The sequence below is a fragment of the Bacteroides sp. 3_1_13 genome (assembly GCF_001185845.1).
In the GTDB taxonomy this organism is placed as follows: domain Bacteria; phylum Bacteroidota; class Bacteroidia; order Bacteroidales; family Bacteroidaceae; genus Bacteroides; species Bacteroides xylanisolvens.
Genome location: NZ_KQ236956.1, coordinates 756,802 through 777,835, shown reverse-complemented (window position 1 = coordinate 777,835; position 21,034 = coordinate 756,802). Strand labels below are relative to the sequence as shown.

Here is a 21,034-nt window from a genome sequence, read left to right as displayed (position 1 = left end):
TTCAATTACATTCCACAAGCTCTGGGTGTACAAGAATTAGGAGTTACACAAAATTCGCATATTCTTTCTATACTGGCAGTATGCCACGGACCTTGCTGATAATCACATGCAATTGTCCTAGGAGCTGTCCAAGTCTTATCGCCATTCTCACGACTATCTGCCAGCGCTTCAACATTAGACAGCACCAAATCAGATAATGTTTCTTTTTTAAACGAATTACAAATATTACTACCAATCATCACTAGTAATGTAATTCCTAAAGCCATTTTTAAATAAATATTCTTTTTCATACGTAATTAATTTTATATTAAATTTGATAGTCAATATACCTTTATTTAATTTTCTTCATAATCCTATCCCAACGAGATTTATCCGTAAATTTATCTTCCGAATACCAGATACGGGTAGCCTTGCCTACAATAAAATTCCCCAAAGCATCATCACTTCCGCTACCTGTCTTTTGGTAATCTGCACCAATTTCAATCTACTTTGAAATATATTCATTCTTTAATCATTATTACTTTTTGTAAGATTCTTTGGTGAAAGCAGGTAAACACCCGCTTAATGTTGATTTTATAAATGAAGTAATTTCCCCACTATCTGATACATTAGGGAATATATAATCTTGTACATAATTTGCAGAGTCAAATAAAATTACGATTGGCGTTTGAATATACTTTAACTCTTTTCTGATTAAATCTTTCGAATCAAGATATACATAGTAATCATAGCTATTGCGCTTTTGATAATATAAAGGATCTCCCATTGTAGATACAATATAAACTCTTTGTCCTCCATAAAGAGAATCGATTCTCTTTGTAATTAAAAAACCTGCATCCACACAACTCCCGCAATCATAATAATTAAAGAGGAAAACTGTTTTATTTTTCTGATAAGGCAAAATTGAATCAACAGAAGCGACCTTTTTCCCTAATAGTTTAAAAGAATCTTTCTCTTTTGATAAAATAGATTCTTCTCTTTGTCTGTTGGCACAACACGTAACAAAGAATAACAATATAACCAATATGAAAATTTTATTTTTTATCATCATCTATTCTTAGTTTCTCAATAACACAATTACGAGTAGTCTGTGCTACAAATAAACATGAATCCGAAGCACAAAAAGCAGAGTAATAATCATGTGGAAGTATATAAGTACAAACATTTTTCATATTATCACTAATTGACAACTTTAATATTGTATTTACTCTATATTCTCCTTGGGTAGTTCTTGAAGAACACAATAAATATATAATATCGTTTATTAGATAAGCATCCATTATATAACTATAAAAAGAATTGTCTTGATAAGGTAAACTTTCTGCATATTCCATTGACTTCTTAATTATAGGAATAGATGAAATATCAAATGTTTTAATATATTCTCCATTATGATTATACTGTTCTATATAAGGATAGTTTCCTGATATTGAATATATATATCCATCTTTATTATAAAGAAGATGTCTTTTATTAAGCATAATAGTTCTTGTCTTTGTTTTTTCCTTTACTACTTTTCCTAATTGAACTTGTTCACTCGGATGCCTAAGAGTAATTTTGAGAAAACTCGTTGTATCTGTCGTAGCTGATAAGAATAACATAGAATCATTGAGACAAAATCGGTTCTCATTGGCATTCGAAAGTGTAAAACCTCCCATAAACTGCCCATTATAAAATTTCTTCATCGATCTAGTACCAAAATCGACAACATATACAGTATCATTTAATAAACTAAAGGCAAATGGCATCACCGTTTCATAAGGAGCCTCGCCATGTCTACTAACATACTTCATTTTGTTTAAATCGTCATTCAGTTCAACAATATCTCCTCGTTTATTATCCAAAACATATAACTTACCATCATCATAGTTCATACAGGTTATATTCGAAAAAAAGCTGGAATCCGGATATTCTTCAATTTTATTCTCTACCTGACAATAAAAAACGCCATTATTCTTCCTTTCCTGACAACCATACAAGTATAAAATCATTATTACTGTAATTAGTAACTTCTTTTTCATAGCATTGGATCATTAACAATATGTTTTATTTCCATCGCATTCAACCCATCTTTTACCTGACCAATCAGAACCACGGCTACAAACGTTACCAGAACAAGATACTGATCCATCTTTCTGCCCAATCATGTTATAACAATCTGTACTTGCAGTACATGAATACTGGCCATCTTCACCTGCAGCCAAGCTCTCAATATTATCCAAAGTCAATATAAAATGCAGTTGCTTTTCCTTTGAAAAAAAGAGTGACAATAAAGTAGCAATACAAATAAAACCTAAAAATAAAATCTTGATTTTCATACCTTCTTTTTTTAATTAATAATATATTCTTTATTTAATTTTCTTCATCATCCTATCCCAACGAGATTTATCCGTAAATTTATCTTCCGAATACCAGATACGGGTAGCCTTGCCTACAATATATTCTTCCGGCAGCATCCCCCAATACCTTGAATCCTGCGAATTAGCCATATTATCCCCAGACACAAAATAATAGTTCTTTTCAAAACGATATCGAGAAATCAGACTGTCTCCCAATAACACCAGTCCGTCTTTCAGACGCAATTTCTTCTTTTGTTCCCAACCTATCAACTGCTTGTATAAATGATAAGCCGTGCAGTCCATTTCTACCACTTGTCCTTTCTGTGGAACAGGCAATGGTCCGAATTCACGAATATTCCACTTAAGTTGTTTGTTATATGGAAATGTACCAAAGACAATCCCGTGCTGCTTCGGATGCTGCAAATTTGCAATATACTGTTGAGCCTGATAATTCCCCACCTGTTCATTGCAACCACGTATCTTATAAAATCCTCCTCTGATTTCCAATGTGTCTCCGGGCAGAGCGATACACCGCTTCACATAATACTGCATCACGTCCATTCGAATACTATCCCAACGATTTTGCTGATAAGGAAAATTAAAAACCAATATATCATTTCTCTTAAAGTTTCCCCATCCGGGCATCCGATGAATAGTGAAGTCTTCATTATCTAAAGCAGCAAACACATTAAATAACCTAGCTCCCTTTATCATCTTATTAACCAGTATCCGATCTCCATCCTTTAGTACCGGTTCCATAGAATCCGAAGGTATTTTAAACGAGGTAAAACAAAATAGTTGTACCAAGAAGAGAATGAGCACCATGCAGAATACGAAAAATGCCAGATTCTCTAATATTGCCAAAATTTTCCTCACTTTGCTCATACGCTTTCTTTCAGTTGAATTAGTTTACGATAAGCCATAAGCCCCAACACGCATTTCACACGTTCATCATCCTCATTTAATAATCCTTCGCAAGGATAAACGTCTTTTTCCATCTTCTCTCGCAAATAATCCGCCCATAAACACAATAGATTCCAATGTGCATCAGCATAACTGAAATCCTGTTCCACTTCTACAATCACAGCCATCATCATCAACATGTCAGCAGCTACCGCCACTGCATTATCATCCAATTTTACCTGCTTATTAATAATAGGGTACAAACCTATATCATAAGGCGGATATCTCTTTACCCAATGATTATCTTCACAATATTCAAATATAGGATCCAATAGGCTTTTCATCCAGTCGATACGATTAAAATAGAGCAAAGTAGAAAAACTCTCATAAGCCTCCCTGATATTACCTAAAGTATCTCCAAAGCAAAATATTTTATTCTCTGATGATAACACAAATCTATGGGAAGATATAAAATTACGATAAGAAGGAAGCATCTGCCCTGCAAATGTTTCACCACCTACTTGAAAAGCTCTGGCACTCCACTGACAATCCTGTTTATCGCATTCTTCTTTAAGTTCCTGCCATCTATCTCCAACAGATTTCATTAATTCTTTTATTTCGCCTGTTCTATTTTTCTTCCAAAGAGGGGACAAACTTTCACCCCCATATTGTAAAGTCTGCCCTTCCTCATACCCTATTAGCAATGCACCTTTATCCTCATTCTTTGCGCTTAACTTTTGAGATAAAATAACATGACCATCCTCACTAGAGAAAGTTGATTCATTCGCCTCCATAGCTAAATATAAACTGTCGGACTTGGCAAAACGCCAATTCTGTTCACACCAACTATCCACCTTGCTCCTACCCAATAACCACTCCATATCTACATCAAACAGAATTTCCACTGTATGCTCCTTTTCATCTTTTGCATGAATCTGATAAGAAAGAAAACCTACAGGCCATCCTGTCATATCCCATTTCTCCGACAAGGAAGGTGAAACAAAATCAATCAGAAGCTCCACATCTCCACATTGAAAAACATAATGAGTCTGTGTAGCCTGCATATTCATTTGTTTCAATATTGCAGGTTTCACATCAACATAAGTCTTATTTTCCACATATAAACCAAAATCCAAAAAAGCAGTACCTTCCGCATTACCCCCATAAGCTGCTATAACATTATCACCATTAATAATTTGAGCTACTGTTTCATCCGTTAAACGATAGCATCCCGTTTGAGGAAGAAATGCTTCTTCTCCTAACAAATATTCTCCATTACAATAAAGCTTTATCTGATCATCATAAATATAACGGAGATAGACTTTGCGTTCTTTTAAAGTATCTTTGTTAGCAATGGTAATGTGCCTGCGAACATATATATTTTTCGCTCCCCATACTGTATGGGCTTGAAACTTCCCATTTTCCGAACCGAAGGCACCTTTACCCTTATTCCACAAAGAATCATTATACTCCCTTTGTTCCCATCCTCTGCCCGGAAATAAATAAGAATATTTTCCCTGCCATCCCAGGTTCTCGTTTGAAAGAGGGGCTAGAGAGGATATACGTAACGAATCTCCTCCTAAAAAACGGTAAGATTTACCATCCACCTTTAAAATACCCGTCAACGGAAACATTTTCCCCGATCTTAAGCACGGATAGGTTTTATTTAAAGTATCTTCTGTTGCCTTTATGGTAAAACCGGGAGCTATAGCCAACAACGTATGTCCGGAGAAAGAAATATCAAAAGGAGGACACACCTTCTTACCGGAATAAGAACAAGCACATATCAAGGAGATAATTCCTGAAAATAAAACTATCCTCCACATTACAACTTGTCTGATATTAAACCTTACCTCCATTGTTGTTCTCCATTTTCATAAACAAAAATTCTTTCATCCTTTCCACGAATATGGTTTCGTAAAAGTAATAATGCATTTTCCGGAATATTCCGAAACACCAGTGAATCGGCAGTCGCCTTGATTGTCCCGGCAGATTGCCAGTCTCTTTCACAGTAGAATAATTCATATACATCACCAGGTCGAACATAATTATCCCTGTTCCGCGGAGTATAAACTATACGATCGACTTTTACTTCTTTTCCTAAATCCAATCCCGCCCATCCACCGGTGGGTTTGGAATAATCAAAAGAAGTCCATGTTTTCCCGTCAAAGACATTGGTATAGTCATGATCCCCATTCTGTTTTTCGTGTTCGGGAGTTCCTATTATCTTTCCCGTTAAAGCAACAGTATCATTTTTCTCATAAAAGGCGACTGCTGAAACATTACAATGAGCTTTAGGTCGACCGATATATCTAAGATAACGGTATTCTTTATCAGACCAGCATTTTACAGTAGTATTCAAACGATCAGGTTTACTTTGTATAATAAACAGTGTATCTTCATCCGAAAAATCCGAATGATTGCTTCCGGTAAAAACACCCCCTATCATTCTGTTTCTAAAACTACTTTCTTCTTTAAGATTAAACTTAGCATACAAAACCATATCTTGCGTCTTTTTCCCGACGGAATAATAGTGAGGGGCATTAGTTTCTTTATCCAGATAAAAAGGATCAGTCAAGAAATGTAATGATCCTTTTTCATAAGTGGCAACTCTTAAAACTGCCCCTTTACGAACATATCGAAAAGCCAAATGACCGGCATCGTATTCTGTCCAATCAACCGGAATCCAACGATCTCTATTACTGGCACATAAATAAGCAATCCTCCCACTCCTTTTCTCTTTATACTGCTTTTCCAAAGGAATGACCAGATTCTTTTGGTATGAATACGCATAATCAAAAGTTACATCCTTAAACTTAGGAATATGCCAAAATGGATGTACCTTCTCTCCATATTGTGACATCTGTTCATGTAACTCTCTGTTTACACTAAATGTATATCTATATATCTTGGCAGTTCCTCCCTGCCGATACAAAGCACATTTGCGAACACGTGTCAAAAATGTCATAAAGTCGGACATATATCCTTCTCCGTTTTTATCCCATACTATTGTCCAAAGATGCCCGAAATTCGTATCATTACGTGCAGGTAAGTAGTCGATTGCACAAGGAATACCTAAAGCACGAAATAAGTAAATCTCAAAATCTGCCAATTCTCTACAACTACCGACTTTATATTGTACAAATTCAGGTCCGATATGTCCGAAAGAAAAGGGAGTTATAGAAGTAAAGAATGTCTTTTTATCCGGCAATCTCGCCATTAAATATCTGGCTGCCACTAATGGATCTTCTTTATCCAAGGTGTCAGACATCCGCAATGAATCTAACAATGAATTGTATTTCTTATAATATATCTCACGCCAATAAGTTAACGGTTCATCCCCTATTCGGTAAGGCAATAAGTACTCACAAAATGTTTCAAACGAAATATTCTTTCCCCACGGTTGCTCCTGCCAAACTTTAAATGCCCAATCAATATTATGGCACAAATATGCAGAATCCATTTCCATAATATCGCGTTTCTTTTTAGGTTCTTTCATTGCACCAAAGACTTTCTTGACTGAATCCGAAACTTGTTGCGCAGTTTTACCCTTACGTACTTTTAGCCAAGCATAATAAGACTTATAATTCTCTAATTGTTCTCCACTAGAATAAATGTAAAAAGGCATATTCTCTATTAAAAAACAAGCTGCTTTATATTTTAGACTATCAATAGGATTCTTCTTATAATAGTGAAGTACTTTTTGAAGTTCTTTTTTATTTCCACCTGCCGCCTGTAAAGCAACTTCTAAAGGGAGCATAGTTTTTTTTTCGTAGAATAAATACTTTCTTGCATATTGCCATTCTAACACAAATAACAAAACAAGGATAGATGGAATATATATACAAAGCTTCTTAAGCATAAATTAATCCTCATTTACTTAGTATTTCCTGTTCATGTTCTCTACTGACCTTTCTCATTTATCATAGGTCAAAACAACGCTAAAAAATGTATTTTTTTATTTCACATATATATTCATTAATACCGGATTACTATCATCAACCAAATTATATTTACGAGTAACAGTCTCCTCATAATTATTCAAAAAAGACTGAGCATTAATATAACTTATATAAAAATCAGAAGAAACTGCTGCAATCTTCGTAAATGCTTTTATTTGAGGGTCCAAAAGAGGGCAAAATAAATAACCTTCTTTCTCTTTTGCTTCATATTCCAAAAGTAAAGGTGCTCCATGGTTTCTCCATATTTCGGCCAGAAAATGTCCCTTACATTGATAGAATGAATTAACACCTGAAATTAGGCACTCATTAGTAGAATATTGTTCTCTTACCCCTCTTTCCTTTTTAAAGTCCTTTTCTAATTCAAGATCTGAATTATCTACAAAATCATCCGATATTATTTTCATATATTTGCTTACTTCATCATTATCTATCATATAAATATATGGAGAATATCTAGGATTAAAAAATAAATGATTCCCTGATTTATAAAAACTTTGGGCTTTAAATGGAGTATTAGCATTATCTGCAATACCTCTAGATGCTATTACCGGAACAAATTTCTCATTCGAATAAAATCCTAAACAAATACCGTCTTCAGTCTGAAATATATTGGTTCCCCATATCTTTCCCGTTTTTTCATCAACAGCTATTTCCATTACAGTTGCATTAGTTTTATATTCTGTAAACAGCTTGTAATCAGGATATTTATATTTTATTATTTTTCGTCCTACAATAGATGATATGTATATATTTAAATCTGCATCTATATCAAAGTCTGATATATCAGCATATTCTCCTGGTCCACTCCCTATATTATGAATTTTAGTAATATATGAACCATTATCGTCAAATAAAAAGATCATAGCTTGGACTTTATCAAAAATATAATATGTCTCATTCTTATACAATATCTTAGTTATACTAGATATTAATGATCTCTCATTTGTTTCTAATGGAACAAAAGTTACAGAATCAAATTCATGCAAATGATTCTTCTTACTACAATAGTCATATTCCAACAAAGTAAGATTCCTATCTTCTATTTCTTTTAAAGAATTATTACGAGGATTATTGCATGAAACCAACAATAACAAAAAAATATATACAATTATTATTTTCATAAACGAACTATAATTATGTTTCTTTTATTAAAAAGAAAAAAAGAAACTGTATCATATTTGAATAAATAGAATCCACATAATTAATATAACGCTCCCACTCTGACAAATGTAGTTTGCAACTCGTACATCCCATGGAATCTACATATACCATAACCTTATATTCACTATCACTAATAGAAAAATCTATTTCATCCATACCTTGAATACTAAAGTTTAGATTTTCAGGAAATACAATCTCTTTACCTATCCAATCATTTAAGATTTTTTCCACCTGCTTTTTGTTTCTATTTTGACATGAAAACAAGCAAATTAAAAGAGAAACGACTAATAATAAATGTTTCATAATCAGATTCCGCCTAAATTGAACAAATAAAAATGATTCAAAAATTCATCTTATGAGATTAATATTCCGCAATTGTAGTAACAGCAACAACGGCAATAACACCCATTATTTTCTTTTTCATAATATACTTTGCTTATCTATTTATCTGCAATTATTCAAAACGAAATAGTACCAAAACAGGATTAGAATCTTCTGTTAAATTTTCAATACATTTTAAATGCGCTGAATCTGTCAAATTATCATTAGAAAGAATATAAGAAATAGTTTTTGACGTCGGCAAAAAGCTGGACACATAAAATTTACCATCAGATGATAGCACATGAATACAACTATCAAGCCTTTTATCATTGAACAAATGCATATTGTATACTTTTTGTGTCTTTTTATTTATGATTGTATATAATGAAGGGGTCGTTTGTGACACTATAAAAAAAGTGTTATCTGTTTCATAACAAGCTGATATGTCACGCATATATTTCTCATCTGTTATTATAGACTGCATGCCTCCAGCTTTCCATTGCATTATTTTATCTTTAGTAGGAAGCCACTTAGATTGTATTTTAAAATCCTTTGTTACTTCAGCTCCCCCAATACGATATATGCAAGGTGAAAAACGCATATAATAGTAAATTTCATCATTAGATCGATAAAAATAGTGTTTGGCAAAATGAGCTAAATTCCCGGTTTCGTCCAAATCGGATTCTTCTAAAATATCAAAATGTTTATTGTGGCGATTGTATTTTGCCAATTTAATATTCATCTTTCCTTTAGAAACAACATCAGACAAATAAATAAAATTCGAATCCGCTACCGCAAACTCCCAAAAGTACCTATCAATGTCAATCACGTTAACAGTTTCATTTTGTGATTCAGGATAAACAATTATACGCTTTGTCGCATTATCGGATACATAAATATTTCCTAATTTGTCAACATCAACATCTGAAGGCTCTATATATTCTTCCGGCCCACCTCCAACATTATGAATTTTTCTAATAAACATTCCATTATTGTCAAATACAAATATAGCTTTTCCCTTTCTATCAAAAATATAAAATAGATTATTCCTATATATTACTTTACTCATTTCATGAAACATAGATTCTTCTTTTGTTTCTAAAGGAATATATTTCACTTCAGCTACTTTCATATCAAAATTTAAATGTGTATCTAAATTTATAGTCCGGACATAATTTTCTTCATTTTCTTTAACTGATGTATTACATGAGAAAATTATTAGAAAAAAAACAATAAGACCAGCAACTCGTTTCATCATAAAATATATTGATAATAAATACTAATTTTTATTGTACATACAAATCCACCGCAATATTTTTACAAAATAAAAAAATCATCACAGTAGATTTGTATAGATTAGAGATTATCCTTTGGGGACAGTTACCTGCGTAGTCGTTTCACTTGGAGTACAATCACTGTAACCTCCATGCGGACATCTTACAATATGTTTATAAGTCACAATAATAGAGTTTCCATTATCTTCCCTACTAACCTCTTCCGTCCATGGTACAACAAATTTCTTATCACCTGATCCCTCTCCATCATCAGCTAACGCTTCTACATTAGCCAAAGCCAAATTAGACAAATTCACATCATTCTGCAAATTATATACATTATATCCCGCAACAGCGGTAATAGCAACAACGGCAATAATGCCCATTATTCTCTGTTTCATTTTTCAATAGTTTTGCATTAATACTTTCTTTTTCATTTCTGTATCTATCATTTCAACAGAATAACAATAGTTTGCTACATTAATTTTTATTCTTATGTTTGCATCCGAATCTTTTTTAAAGGTTTAGGAGCAGGTGATATGTAAGCAAATCCGGCAAGATAAACAAACTTATCATTCTGCTCCTTTTAATCAAGTTAATTATCTCATTCAGCCAAAGTTAAACTTAAGTATTGGCTCATCATTATTTACATCTGTCGCTATTATCGTTTTAGTAGCTTCATCCACCCAAATACCATATATATAATGGTCGAGCACATATTTACATAACGGTTCTCCTTTCAAACTAAATACATAAATATATTTTCCTCCATCAGGAAGCCTCCCGCTTTGTCTCGCAATCTCCTTAAAAGGCGTTCCATGAAATACTATATAAATGGCACTATCTGTTACTTGTACATCACTAAATCCCATAACACCCGTTGGTATACCATATCCATCTGATACTTTGAATTCAGGTTCACCATGCTCACCGATACGAACAACATGAGTACTATCTTTCAAATTATAAACCTCAAGGACCTCCCCCAACTGGGTAACTACCGCCAATATTCCATTGTTAGGATTGTAGTCTAGGAAACTCCTCCATGCTTGAGCCAATGCCGGACGAGCATTTTTCAATGCTTTTTCATCAATAGTCGGAATAATTCCTATCTTATCTATAAGCTTCCCATTACAACTAACTCGACATAAACGATTTTCACCGGAATAGTCAGGAATAATAAACAATGAATCATTATATATAGCAAAATCAAGTGGTCGAAGTATATCTTCATCCAATGTTACCGCTTCGTCACGAAGCAATGAATCACCGGATGAAGAAAAGTCTAACCTAGTTAATTCACTTTTATTGGCATCCAATGTCCAGACTCCATGATTCTGTAAACGAAAGTTCTCCATTGATAACATTTCTGTAGGTGAATCACCACGCTTCCCAAAAGAAGATAAATACTGGAAACCAGGATATTGGAATAAGTGTCCATAATGATCAAGACCATGTAAATCCATCACAATGGCTCTATCTCCTTCGATTCGTATCCTAAACGGATAACGAAGCAAGGCTGTATCAAGCTCAATCACTTCTCCTATTAATTCTCTCTCGTGCGGAAATCCCGAATAGAATAATACACCCTTTGCATATTCTTTATGCTTATGGTCACAAGAGATAAACAAGAAAAAAGAAAGAAACAGGAGAGTTATACTATTTTTCAAGGCTATATCCGGTAGCAACATATTCTACTTTAACTTTTGTAACCGGACAATCTACGGAACCACTGCCCCAACAATTAGTAGGCACATCTTGCTCATCAGCCGCCAAAGCTTCAATATTATCTAATAATAATGTATTTACTCGAGGTTCTTTTAATGAGTAATTTACAGAAAGAACCGCCATCATCAAAATAGAAAAGAATAATAGTTTCTTCATATATACTATAGTTTTATCGATTAATTAATGAAAACGAAAGTAAGCAATTGGATTGCAACTGCCAATAAATTAATCTATCCATTTCTATCTAACCGAATCTATCCGCTATATACACTATCATAGAGATAAGGCTTTCATTCAAAAAATGCCTATTTCATCGGAAATTATAGTTTTTATTTGTTCCTTCTCTTTTCCAAGTAGTATTTTTCCTAAAAACAGAATGTTATTCTTTTCTATTACATACAATTATTATTCCGATCTATCTTATTTAATCTTTTAATTTTTCTCTTATATTGATATGCACCTATATTATATAACATCTTATTACGATACCATTCCTTACAAGCACCATATTGATTATTTTTCCAATAATATGTTCCAAACAGAGCCATCATCGAAATAAAAATACTACGCTCAAGATGGCTTCAACTCCTGTAAGAGTTATCACATCTACCATATTCTTTTTTGTCATTCGTATCAATTTCAACTTTTTTCATGCTTAAATCCTATCTATAGTGATTATAGCTGCACCCTTCACTTCTCCCTATTCATCGGGGATAGGTGGTGAAGGGGATTCCTTCACCACCTCTTCACCAGTTTCTTCTTATAGCTAATCCGATTTTCATTATAGCTAATTCAATTATGCTCATAGCATCTTGTTTTTTCTTCCTAAGGTTTGAAACAAACATCGGGATGTTTGTGAAAAAGACGCTAGATGATTGAAACAAACTTTTAGACTTTTGTAAAGCACCGCTTTAAGCAGGTTAAAGCTATGCTTTGCAACTCCTAAAGCACAACTTTAGATTTTACAAAACAACACTTATCCGTAAAGGATGGGTGAAAGGTGGCCCTTCACCCGCTATCCCTCATGAATAAGGAGTTGTGAAGGGTGAAGGCTATATCGGTTTTTATCAATTTATGTTTCATTTTTCATTTGATTTTCTTCATAATTCTATCCCAACGATTTTTCTGATAAGGAAAATTAAAAACCAGTATATCATTTCTCTTAAAATTTCCCCATCCGGGCATCCGATGAATAGTGAAATCTTCATACGCTTTCTTTCAGCTGAATTAGTTTACGATAAGCCATAAGCCCCAACACGCATTTCACACGTTCATCATCCTCATTCAACAACCCTCCACAGGGATAAACTTCTTTCTTCATCTTCTCCCGCAAATAATCCGCCCATAAACACAACAGATTCCAATGCGCATCAGCATAACCGAAATCCTGTTCTGCTTCTACAATAGCAGTTATCATTATTAACATGTCAGCAGCCATCTCCACTGCATAATCATCAACTTTCACCTGACGATTAGCAATTGGGTAGATTCCTATATCATAAGGAGGATAACTTTTCCTCCAATAATCATTCTCGCAATATTCAAAAACCGGTTCCAAAAGGCCTTTCATCCAATCCATACGATTAAGAGACAATAAAATCGGAAAGTTACTATAAGATTCTCTCACATTGGCCAAAGTATCTCCAAAACAAAACAAATCACCACTTTGAGACATTACAAAACGATGCTCCGATATAAATTTTCGATAATCTAAAATCATCTGGCGTGCAAACGATGGGATTCTCGTTTGAAAAGCTCGCCTGTTCAACTGCCCATCCAACCTGTCACATTCCCTCATTAATTTCTTATAATTGTCACCGATAAACAACAAAGCATCCTTCAATTCTCTTTTTCCATCCTTATTCCAATAAGGATGTAGAATTTCCCCCTCATATTGCAAACCCTTCCCTTCATTAAAGCCAAAAAGTAATACACCCTGATCTTTCTTGTTTTTCCCCAGTTTCTGCGAAAGCAGCACATGCCCTTCATTATATGAATAAGCCGTTTCTTCAGCAGCTATCCCCATATACAAGCTATCAGACTTGACAATACACCAATCCTGTTCAGACAGGCTTTCTACTCTATTTTTCCCAAACATCCATTCTGTATCTATATCAAATAAAATTTCTACATCATGAATTTCTGATTTACCAGAATGAATTTGATAAGAAATAAAACCTACCGGACATCCCATTAAACATTGTTCTAGTAACAAAGAAGGAGAAACAAAATCAAGGTATAACTCAACATCTCCACATTGATAAATGTAATGAGTTTGCGTCGCTTGTACATTCATTTGTTTCAATATTGCCACATCCACATCGTTATAGGTTTTATTTTCCATGTACAATCCAAAATCCAACAGAGCATTTTCTTTCGTATTCCACCCATGTGCGGCTATCACATTATCGCCATTATGTAACTTTGCAACTACTTCATCGGAGAGTTGTTTACATTCAATTCTATTGCTAAAATAATCTACCTGATAAATAGGTTCTCCATTACAATAGATTTCTGCATGGTCATCACATTTAGAACAAACATATAATTTATATCCTTCCAATTTCTTTTTATCATTTATGTTAAAATGTCTGCGAATATAAATATCGGCTACGGTCCATGTTGAGTGAATAGGATAAGGACGATTCTCTGCTCCCCAAGCTCCTAACCCGTTATACCACTCCTTATCATCATATTCTTTCCGCATCCAATCATCCTTTGGATGCAAATAAGAGTATCTAGCAGGCCACCCACAATTAATTGTAGAAAGAGGTACTAGTGGAAAAGGACGCAACGAATCACCTCCCATAAAACGATAAGATTTACCATCTACTTTTAAAATTCCGATCATCGGAAACTCCTTATTTCTTGATAACTTCGGATATTTTGTATGCAATGTATTTCCAACAGTTTGGATAGAAAAATCCGGTACCAATGCCATTAATGAATGATTGGACGCAATACATATAGGAATAACTTCATTCTCCTCTTTATCATTGCAACATGCATGTAAAGAAAAGATCATCCATAAAAATATTATTCTTATCCCCCACCCGATTTTGTTATTTATTTGCATATCTGCCTCCCGTTTTCATAAACAAAAATTCTTTCTTCCACCCCGCGAGTATGATTTCGCAATAATAAAAGTGTATTTTTAGGAACACCCGAATAAACCAATGAATCAGAAAGAGCTTGTTTCTTTCCCATTGATTTCCACTCCTTATCACAATATAATAACTCGAATGTATCCCCAGGGCGAATATAGTTATCTCTATTACGTGGTGTATAAACTATTCTATCTACCCGTACTTTCCTTCCCATATCTAACCCGCTCCAACCACCGGACGGTCTGGAATAGTTGAAAGAAGTCTTAGTTTTGCCATCAAAAACATTGTAATAATTCAATCCTTTATCGGTATCCTCCAAAGGAGTTCCTATAATGCTTCCCTTCAAAGCAGAAGTGTCATTACATTCATAAAATTCAACTTCAGCCACATTACAATACGTATTCTTGGCTCCAAAATATCTAAAATAACGATACTTCTTATCTGACCAACTCCGTACAACCGTTTTCAAACGACCGGGCACCTTTTGCACCATAAACAAAGTATCCTTCTCTGAAAAATCAGGCTGATTACTCCCTTCGAACACCCCTCCCAACATTCTTCTTCTAAGATGAATTTCTCCTTTAAAAATATTGTACTTAGAATACAATACTACATCTTGAATTTCTTCATGTTTTGAATAAAAATGAAGTTCATTGGTATGCGGATCTACATAAAAAGGATCCGTTACAAGATGGAGCACTCCTTCCTCATAAGTTGCTATCCGCATAATCATTCCTTTTTTTATATTCCTGAATGTCATGTTGTTGACGTCATATTCCGTCCAAGCAACCGGAACCCATTTATCCCGTTTACTTGCACACAAATAAGCAATCTTCCCGTTACATTTTTCTCTATATATTTTTGATGGAGGTATTTTTAATTCTTTTTTATAATAATAAGCATATTCACGAGTTACATCTACAAACTTTGGTAAACGCCAAAATGGGTATAGTTCTTCTTCATACTTTCTCATTTCTTCATACATTTTTCTATTGACGCAAAAAGTATTCCTATATACCTTGGCCGTATTCTCCTCTTTATACCACATATTTTCACATTGTCGTTCAAAGGCTTTTGGAAAATCAGCAGCAAAAGCTTCTTGATTCTTATCCCATGCAACTAGCCAAAAATGTCCGGCATTCACGCCACTACGCATAGGTACAAAGTCAACACCACAGGGTATCCCTAAGGATCGGAACAAATAGATACCAAAATCCGTTGCCTCTCTGCAACTTCCAGATATATATTGTACATATCTAGGACCAATATGTCCCATAAGCGCAGGTGATGTAGAAGTAAAATAATGTTCTTTATCCAATAATCTGTCTCTCAAATATTTTGCAGCAACAATAGGGTCTTCTTTATCCAAAACATCAGACATCCTTAATGAATCCAGCAATGAATTATATTTTTCATAATACATTTCACGCCAATATTCGAGTGTTTCATCCTCAATGCGATATGGCAATATATACTCACAAAAAGTTTCAAAAGAAACATTTTTGCCCCATGGTTGTTCTCGCCAAACTTTAAATGCCCATTCAATATTGTTACATAAATATGCGGAATCCACTTCTCTTATATCATGTTTCTTTTCAGGTTCTCCTAACGGACCATATACTTTCTTGACTGAATCCGCAACCTGTTTCGCTGTCTGTCCTCTACTCTTTTTCAGCCATGCATAATAAGATTTATAGTTTTCTAACTGCTTGCTTGTTGAATAAGAGTAAAAAGGCATATTTTCAATTAGAAAACAAGCAGCTTTGTATTTTAGGCTATCAGCAGGATTCTTTTGATAATGACGGAGTACTTTTTCCAATTCTTTCCTGTTGTTTTTAGCAGATTGCAAAGCAGCTCCGAGAGGAGTTATCATTTCTTCTCTGAATGTAATCCTATCTATTATTTGCCATCCTAGCCAAATAAACAGCACCAAGACTATAAATTGAATATATCCCAAATACTTCATCAAACCTTTTCTTAATTATTCATTTTGCATTTCCACTAATTTTCAAATGGAACGGAGAGCCTTCTGCATTACAATACACGGTTATCGTTTTATCGAAATGCCCAGAATGTTCAGCTTGATATTCCACCTTCACTTTCAAATTTCCACCTGGTTGAACAGGTTCTTTAGAATATTCCACTGTAGTACACCCACATGGAGTATAAATTTCTTCTACAACAAACGGATTATCACCTGAATTAGTAAATGAAAACTCTACAAATTGCTTTTTTCCCCAATTAAAAGTTCCTATATTGAACTGATATGTAGATAAAACAACTGTTGTTGGAGTTCTACTATCAATCTCCTTCAACAGAGATTTTTTCCCTGTAATAATATTCAAATAAAGTTCTTTTATCTTAGGATTATGAATAGGATTGCCAATAGCAACTACCCTATTATTCTTATCCAACAAAAATGTTTGAAAGATCGTTTCTATAGGAAAATGATTCAACTTATTGATACTATCATGTTCATCAATACATACAGGATAATCAAAGCCTTCTTTCGTTAGTAAATACTCAATATTTTTCCTGCTCATAGGATGAATAAAAAAAAGAACATTACATGAAGGACAAGTATCTTTTAGCAATTCAATAAAAGGTTTCCATGCACTAAAACTTAAGTGACACCGTATACAACCGATTGAATCGACATATGTTAATATTTTGTAGTCACAATCTCTTTCATAATACCCCATAATTGTATCTCTAGCAAATTTCGTAAAAATAGGAACACTAGGAAAATCTATTTCCTTATAAGTCCATTCTTCAACTAACCTCTTTATTTTTTTTTCATCATGCTCATAACATGAAAACAAAGAAAAACATATAACAAAAGAAATCAGAGGGATAACAATCATTCTATACATATGTTTATCTATTTTATTTTAAATCTTATTAATTCAGGATCAGGCATATTAGAGAAAGCATACAACATCTCATCTTTATTATCCACACTAATCAGTGTAACTGGCACATTCAGTTCATACTTTTTTATGGCTTCTCCATTCCAATCAAAAACATAAATTATTGTTCCTGCAAGTGTTTCTAAACCATTTTCTTTAAAATTTTTGCCTGAATAAAGTCCATATACATATTTAGGAGAAATACACAAACTTATAAATGTACTATTATTGGAAGATGAAATTGGGGCAGCTCGCATGTCCCCTTCAACTTGAGTTTTATAAATAGGGTAGTTCATTTCATATTTCTTTATTAAAGAAATATCAGTATTATTTATTTTATAAAAATGAATAATTTCAGAAGTATTTACTGCATAAACAAATTTATCCATAAATGGATTTAAACGGATAATACCTTGATAAGCCATACCACGCAACCTGTTTGCTATTTGTTTCTCATCTCCATCTTTATATGGATATTCCATAAAATGCTCTTCTTCTATTAGTCCAGTACCCCAAAGTCTGAACATACAGTCTTCGTAAAATCCCAAAGATACAAAAGTATTAAATGCTGTAGGAAACACTTTAATAGTCCCAGGAATAGTATCTTTAGTTAAAACTGAAAAGTTCGAAATTCGATTTTTCACATCTGATATGTTCATAACATTCAAAGTCTTTTTATATAAATCATAAACACTTATGGAGTTCTTACCAAATAACTGTATATCAAAAGGCATTAAGAATTCATTAACACCTTGCCCTTTCTTTCCGAAATCATATATTGAATCTAGATCATTCAAATCGACCAAATGAAATAAACCATCTTCAGACTTCTCATCGAAAACAATAATTGCTGAATCACAATATATCATATCCATTGGAGTTCCCCAAATATAACCGTTTGATGGTATCTTTTCATATTCCAAGAATATCCTATTCGTAAACAAATCGTCTATTTGACAGTCTGTTTTAACATTTTTACATGCACAAAAGAAAATCAACACAAAAACATATTTCAATTTCATAATATACTAAATTCATAATAGTTTATAGAATATTTTTATAAAGCTATATTTTAATCGGCTTTATTTATGCATAACAAATCTAGAAGTTGTCAATACACTTCAATTGGGGCTGACTAAAAAGATTTTTTCACAATTACCCCTTCTACAGATACCTGTAGAGGGGGGTAAAAATCAAGTTTTCGACCTTTTTTATTCAGCCCCAATCCCAAGAGGATATTAAAAACCAACAGTTATAGCAATAATATACAGAATTATACTGATGAAAGTATAGTTTCAAACTCTAAGTAAATGTTAACAAGCATATTTTCCATGCACTTTCATCACCTTCATTAGAATTTATTGGTATAGTTTATAGCCCCTTATAGCTAGCCCATCACTATATATCACACAAATACCTGATGTAACTACACAAAAGTCAAAATCCACTTCCGCATTATTAGCTAACGCATCAACATTACAAAGTAACAAGGCAGAAGAGCTTTTAGTATTCCAATTATATATACTAAATGTAGATATAAACAAACAAATTATACCTACTACAACATATAAACTTTTAGCTTTCATAATATTTAAATATATGGACGATATTCACCAAGGCATGCACCCCAATCTCCTAACGTTCGACAAATTTGCAATCTTGTATAAACACAACCTATGCATTCATTTCCACCTTCTTTTGCATTAGCTAAAGCTTCCACATTGCTCAACACCAAGTCAGACAACTTCACATCATTCTGCGAAGTATATACATTATATCCCGCAATAGCAGCGACAGCAACAACTGCTATCACACCTAATACTTTCTTTTTCATTCTTCAATAATCTTTAAATTACATTTTATTTTTCTCTTCTGCATCTATCATTTCAACAGAATAGCAATAGTTTGCTACATTAATTTTTATTCTTATGTTTGCATCCGAATCTTTTTTAAAGATTTAGGAGCAGGTGATATGTAAGCAAATCCTGCAAGATAAACAAACTCATCATCCTGCTCCTTTTAATCAAGTTAATTATCTCATTCAGCCAAAGTTAAACTTAAGTATTGGCTCATCATTATTTACATCTGTCGCTATTATCGTTTTCGTAGCTTCATCCACCCAAATACCATATATATAATGGTCGAGCACATATTTACATAACGGTTCTCCTTTCAAACTAAATACATAAATATATTTTCCTCCATCAGGAAGCCTTCCGCTTTGTCTTGCGATCTCCTTAAAAGACGTTCCATGAAATACAGTATAAATGGCACTATCTGTTACTTGTACATCACTAAATCCCATAATACCCGTTGGTATACCATATCCATCTGATATTTTAAATTCAGGTTCGCCATACTCACCTATACGAACAACATGAGTACTATCTTTCAAATTATAGACCTCAAGGACTTCTCCCAACTGGGTGACTACCGCCAGTATTCCATTGTTAGGATTGTAGTCAAGGAAGCTCCTCCATGCTTGGGCTAACGCCGGACGAGCATTTTCCAATGCTTTTTCATCAATAGTCGGAATAATTCCTATCTTATCTATAAGCTTACCATTACAGTTAACTCGACATAAACGATTTTCACCGGAATAGTCAGGAATAATAAACAATGAATCATTATATATAGCAAAATCAAGTGGTCGAAGTATATCTTCATCCAATGTTACCGCTTCGTCACGAAGCAGTGAATCACCGGATGAAGAAAAGTCTAACCTAGTTAATTCACTTTTATTGGCATCCAATGTCCAGACTCCATGATTCTGTAAACGAAAGTTCTCCATTGATAACATTTCTGTAGGTGAATCACCACGCTTGCCAAAAGAAGATAAATACTGAAAACCGGGATATTGGAACAAGTGTCCATAATGATCAAGACCATGTAAATCCATCACAATGGCTTTATCCCCTTCGATTCGTATCCTAAACGGATAACGAAGCAAGGCAGTATCAAGCTCTATCACTTCTCCTCTTAATTCTCTCTCGTGCGGAAATCCCGAATAGAATAATACACCTTTTGCATATTCTTTATGCTTATGGTCACAAGAGATAAACAAGAAAAAAGAAAGAAACAGGAGACTTATATTATTTTTCAAGACTATATCCGGTAGCAACATATTCTACTTTAACTTTTGTAACCGGACAATCTACAGAACCACTGCCCCAACAATTAGTAGGCACATCTTGCTCGTCAGCCGCCAAAGCTTCAATATTATCTAATAATAATGTATTTACTCGAGGTTCTTTTAATGAGTAATTTACAGAAAGAACCGCCATTATCAGAATAGAAAAGAATAATAGTTTCTTCATATATACTATAGTT

21 protein-coding genes and 1 pseudogene are annotated in these 21,034 nt (G+C 33.7%); all 22 read right to left on the bottom strand.

The window, feature by feature from the left end:
• Positions 1–5: 5 nt before the first annotated feature.
• The 22 genes and pseudogenes from HMPREF9009_RS15640 to HMPREF9009_RS15545 all read right to left on the bottom strand — a co-directional run bounded on the left by HMPREF9009_RS15640 (position 6) and on the right by HMPREF9009_RS15545 (position 21,021).
• Positions 6–290, bottom strand: a complete 285-nt coding sequence (locus tag HMPREF9009_RS15640; RefSeq protein ID WP_083444203.1) for an NVEALA domain-containing protein — start codon at positions 288–290, stop codon at positions 6–8.
• 227 nt (positions 291–517) lie between these two features.
• Complete coding sequence (locus HMPREF9009_RS15635; protein WP_232313595.1) at positions 518–1,051, bottom strand: hypothetical protein; 534 nt, start codon at positions 1,049–1,051, stop codon at positions 518–520.
• Positions 1,035–2,021 (bottom strand): NHL repeat-containing protein, encoded by a 987-nt coding sequence (locus HMPREF9009_RS15630; RefSeq protein ID WP_049702659.1) that lies wholly within the window; start codon positions 2,019–2,021, stop codon positions 1,035–1,037. The genes HMPREF9009_RS15635 and HMPREF9009_RS15630 overlap by 17 nt, the downstream gene beginning before the upstream one ends.
• Before the next feature lie 12 nt (positions 2,022–2,033).
• Entirely contained in the window at positions 2,034–2,318 is a 285-nt protein-coding gene (locus HMPREF9009_RS15625) for an NVEALA domain-containing protein (protein ID WP_049702658.1), read from the bottom strand.
• 30 nt (positions 2,319–2,348) lie between these two features.
• Positions 2,349–3,224 (bottom strand): signal peptidase I, encoded by an 876-nt coding sequence (lepB, locus tag HMPREF9009_RS15620; protein WP_049702657.1) that lies wholly within the window; start codon positions 3,222–3,224, stop codon positions 2,349–2,351.
• Positions 3,221–5,101 carry a DUF5127 domain-containing protein gene (locus HMPREF9009_RS15615; protein ID WP_049702656.1) on the bottom strand — a complete coding sequence of 627 codons (1,881 nt, stop codon included), beginning with the start codon at positions 5,099–5,101 and terminating at the stop codon, positions 3,221–3,223. The genes lepB and HMPREF9009_RS15615 overlap by 4 nt, the downstream gene beginning before the upstream one ends.
• Complete coding sequence (locus tag HMPREF9009_RS15610; RefSeq protein WP_232313594.1) at positions 5,092–7,002, bottom strand: transglutaminase domain-containing protein; 1,911 nt, start codon at positions 7,000–7,002, stop codon at positions 5,092–5,094. The genes HMPREF9009_RS15615 and HMPREF9009_RS15610 overlap by 10 nt, the downstream gene beginning before the upstream one ends.
• Positions 7,003–7,200: 198 nt before the next feature.
• A complete protein-coding gene (locus HMPREF9009_RS15605) occupies positions 7,201–8,325 on the bottom strand; it encodes a 6-bladed beta-propeller (protein ID WP_049702654.1) in 1,125 nt (374 codons plus the stop codon).
• Positions 8,326–8,338: 13 nt separating this feature from the next.
• A complete protein-coding gene (locus HMPREF9009_RS15600) occupies positions 8,339–8,668 on the bottom strand; it encodes a hypothetical protein (RefSeq protein ID WP_147402065.1) in 330 nt (109 codons plus the stop codon).
• 151 nt (positions 8,669–8,819) lie between these two features.
• Positions 8,820–9,944 (bottom strand): 6-bladed beta-propeller, encoded by a 1,125-nt coding sequence (locus tag HMPREF9009_RS15595; RefSeq protein ID WP_049702653.1) that lies wholly within the window; start codon positions 9,942–9,944, stop codon positions 8,820–8,822.
• Between the two features lie 105 nt (positions 9,945–10,049).
• Positions 10,050–10,361 (bottom strand): NVEALA domain-containing protein, encoded by a 312-nt coding sequence (locus HMPREF9009_RS15590; RefSeq protein ID WP_049702652.1) that lies wholly within the window; start codon positions 10,359–10,361, stop codon positions 10,050–10,052.
• A gap of 207 nt (positions 10,362–10,568) precedes the next feature.
• Complete coding sequence (locus HMPREF9009_RS15585; protein WP_198154753.1) at positions 10,569–11,651, bottom strand: BF3164 family lipoprotein; 1,083 nt, start codon at positions 11,649–11,651, stop codon at positions 10,569–10,571.
• A complete protein-coding gene (locus tag HMPREF9009_RS15580) occupies positions 11,620–11,844 on the bottom strand; it encodes an NVEALA domain-containing protein (RefSeq protein WP_004312293.1) in 225 nt (74 codons plus the stop codon). Before HMPREF9009_RS15580 ends, HMPREF9009_RS15585 begins: the two co-directional genes overlap by 32 nt.
• Positions 11,845–12,792: 948 nt before the next feature.
• Positions 12,793–12,894, bottom strand: a pseudogene (locus HMPREF9009_RS26240) (signal peptidase I); the annotation flags it as partial.
• Positions 12,893–14,713 (bottom strand): glutaminase domain-containing protein, encoded by a 1,821-nt coding sequence (locus tag HMPREF9009_RS15575; RefSeq protein ID WP_232313593.1) that lies wholly within the window; start codon positions 14,711–14,713, stop codon positions 12,893–12,895. The gene HMPREF9009_RS15575 and the pseudogene HMPREF9009_RS26240, both read right to left, overlap by 2 nt.
• A 41-nt stretch (positions 14,714–14,754) precedes the next feature.
• Entirely contained in the window at positions 14,755–16,761 is a 2,007-nt protein-coding gene (locus tag HMPREF9009_RS15570; protein WP_032849629.1) for an ATP synthase subunit B family protein, read from the bottom strand.
• A 19-nt stretch (positions 16,762–16,780) separates the two neighbouring features.
• Positions 16,781–17,668 carry a DUF1573 domain-containing protein gene (locus HMPREF9009_RS15565; RefSeq protein ID WP_049702649.1) on the bottom strand — a complete coding sequence of 296 codons (888 nt, stop codon included), beginning with the start codon at positions 17,666–17,668 and terminating at the stop codon, positions 16,781–16,783.
• An 8-nt stretch (positions 17,669–17,676) separates the two neighbouring features.
• Positions 17,677–18,726, bottom strand: a complete 1,050-nt coding sequence (locus tag HMPREF9009_RS15560; RefSeq protein ID WP_032856302.1) for a BF3164 family lipoprotein — start codon at positions 18,724–18,726, stop codon at positions 17,677–17,679.
• 336 nt (positions 18,727–19,062) lie between these two features.
• A complete protein-coding gene (locus tag HMPREF9009_RS25345; RefSeq protein ID WP_008648128.1) occupies positions 19,063–19,290 on the bottom strand; it encodes a hypothetical protein in 228 nt (75 codons plus the stop codon).
• Between the two features lie 5 nt (positions 19,291–19,295).
• Positions 19,296–19,538: an NVEALA domain-containing protein gene (locus HMPREF9009_RS15555; RefSeq protein ID WP_004312299.1), complete on the bottom strand. Its 243-nt coding sequence runs from the start codon at positions 19,536–19,538 to the stop codon at positions 19,296–19,298.
• Positions 19,539–19,745: 207 nt separating this feature from the next.
• Complete coding sequence (locus tag HMPREF9009_RS15550) at positions 19,746–20,828, bottom strand: BF3164 family lipoprotein (RefSeq protein WP_049702648.1); 1,083 nt, start codon at positions 20,826–20,828, stop codon at positions 19,746–19,748.
• On the bottom strand, positions 20,797–21,021 hold the full coding sequence (locus HMPREF9009_RS15545; RefSeq protein ID WP_004312301.1) for an NVEALA domain-containing protein: 225 nt from the start codon (positions 21,019–21,021) through the stop codon (positions 20,797–20,799). The genes HMPREF9009_RS15550 and HMPREF9009_RS15545 overlap by 32 nt, the downstream gene beginning before the upstream one ends.
• Positions 21,022–21,034 lie beyond the last annotated feature (13 nt).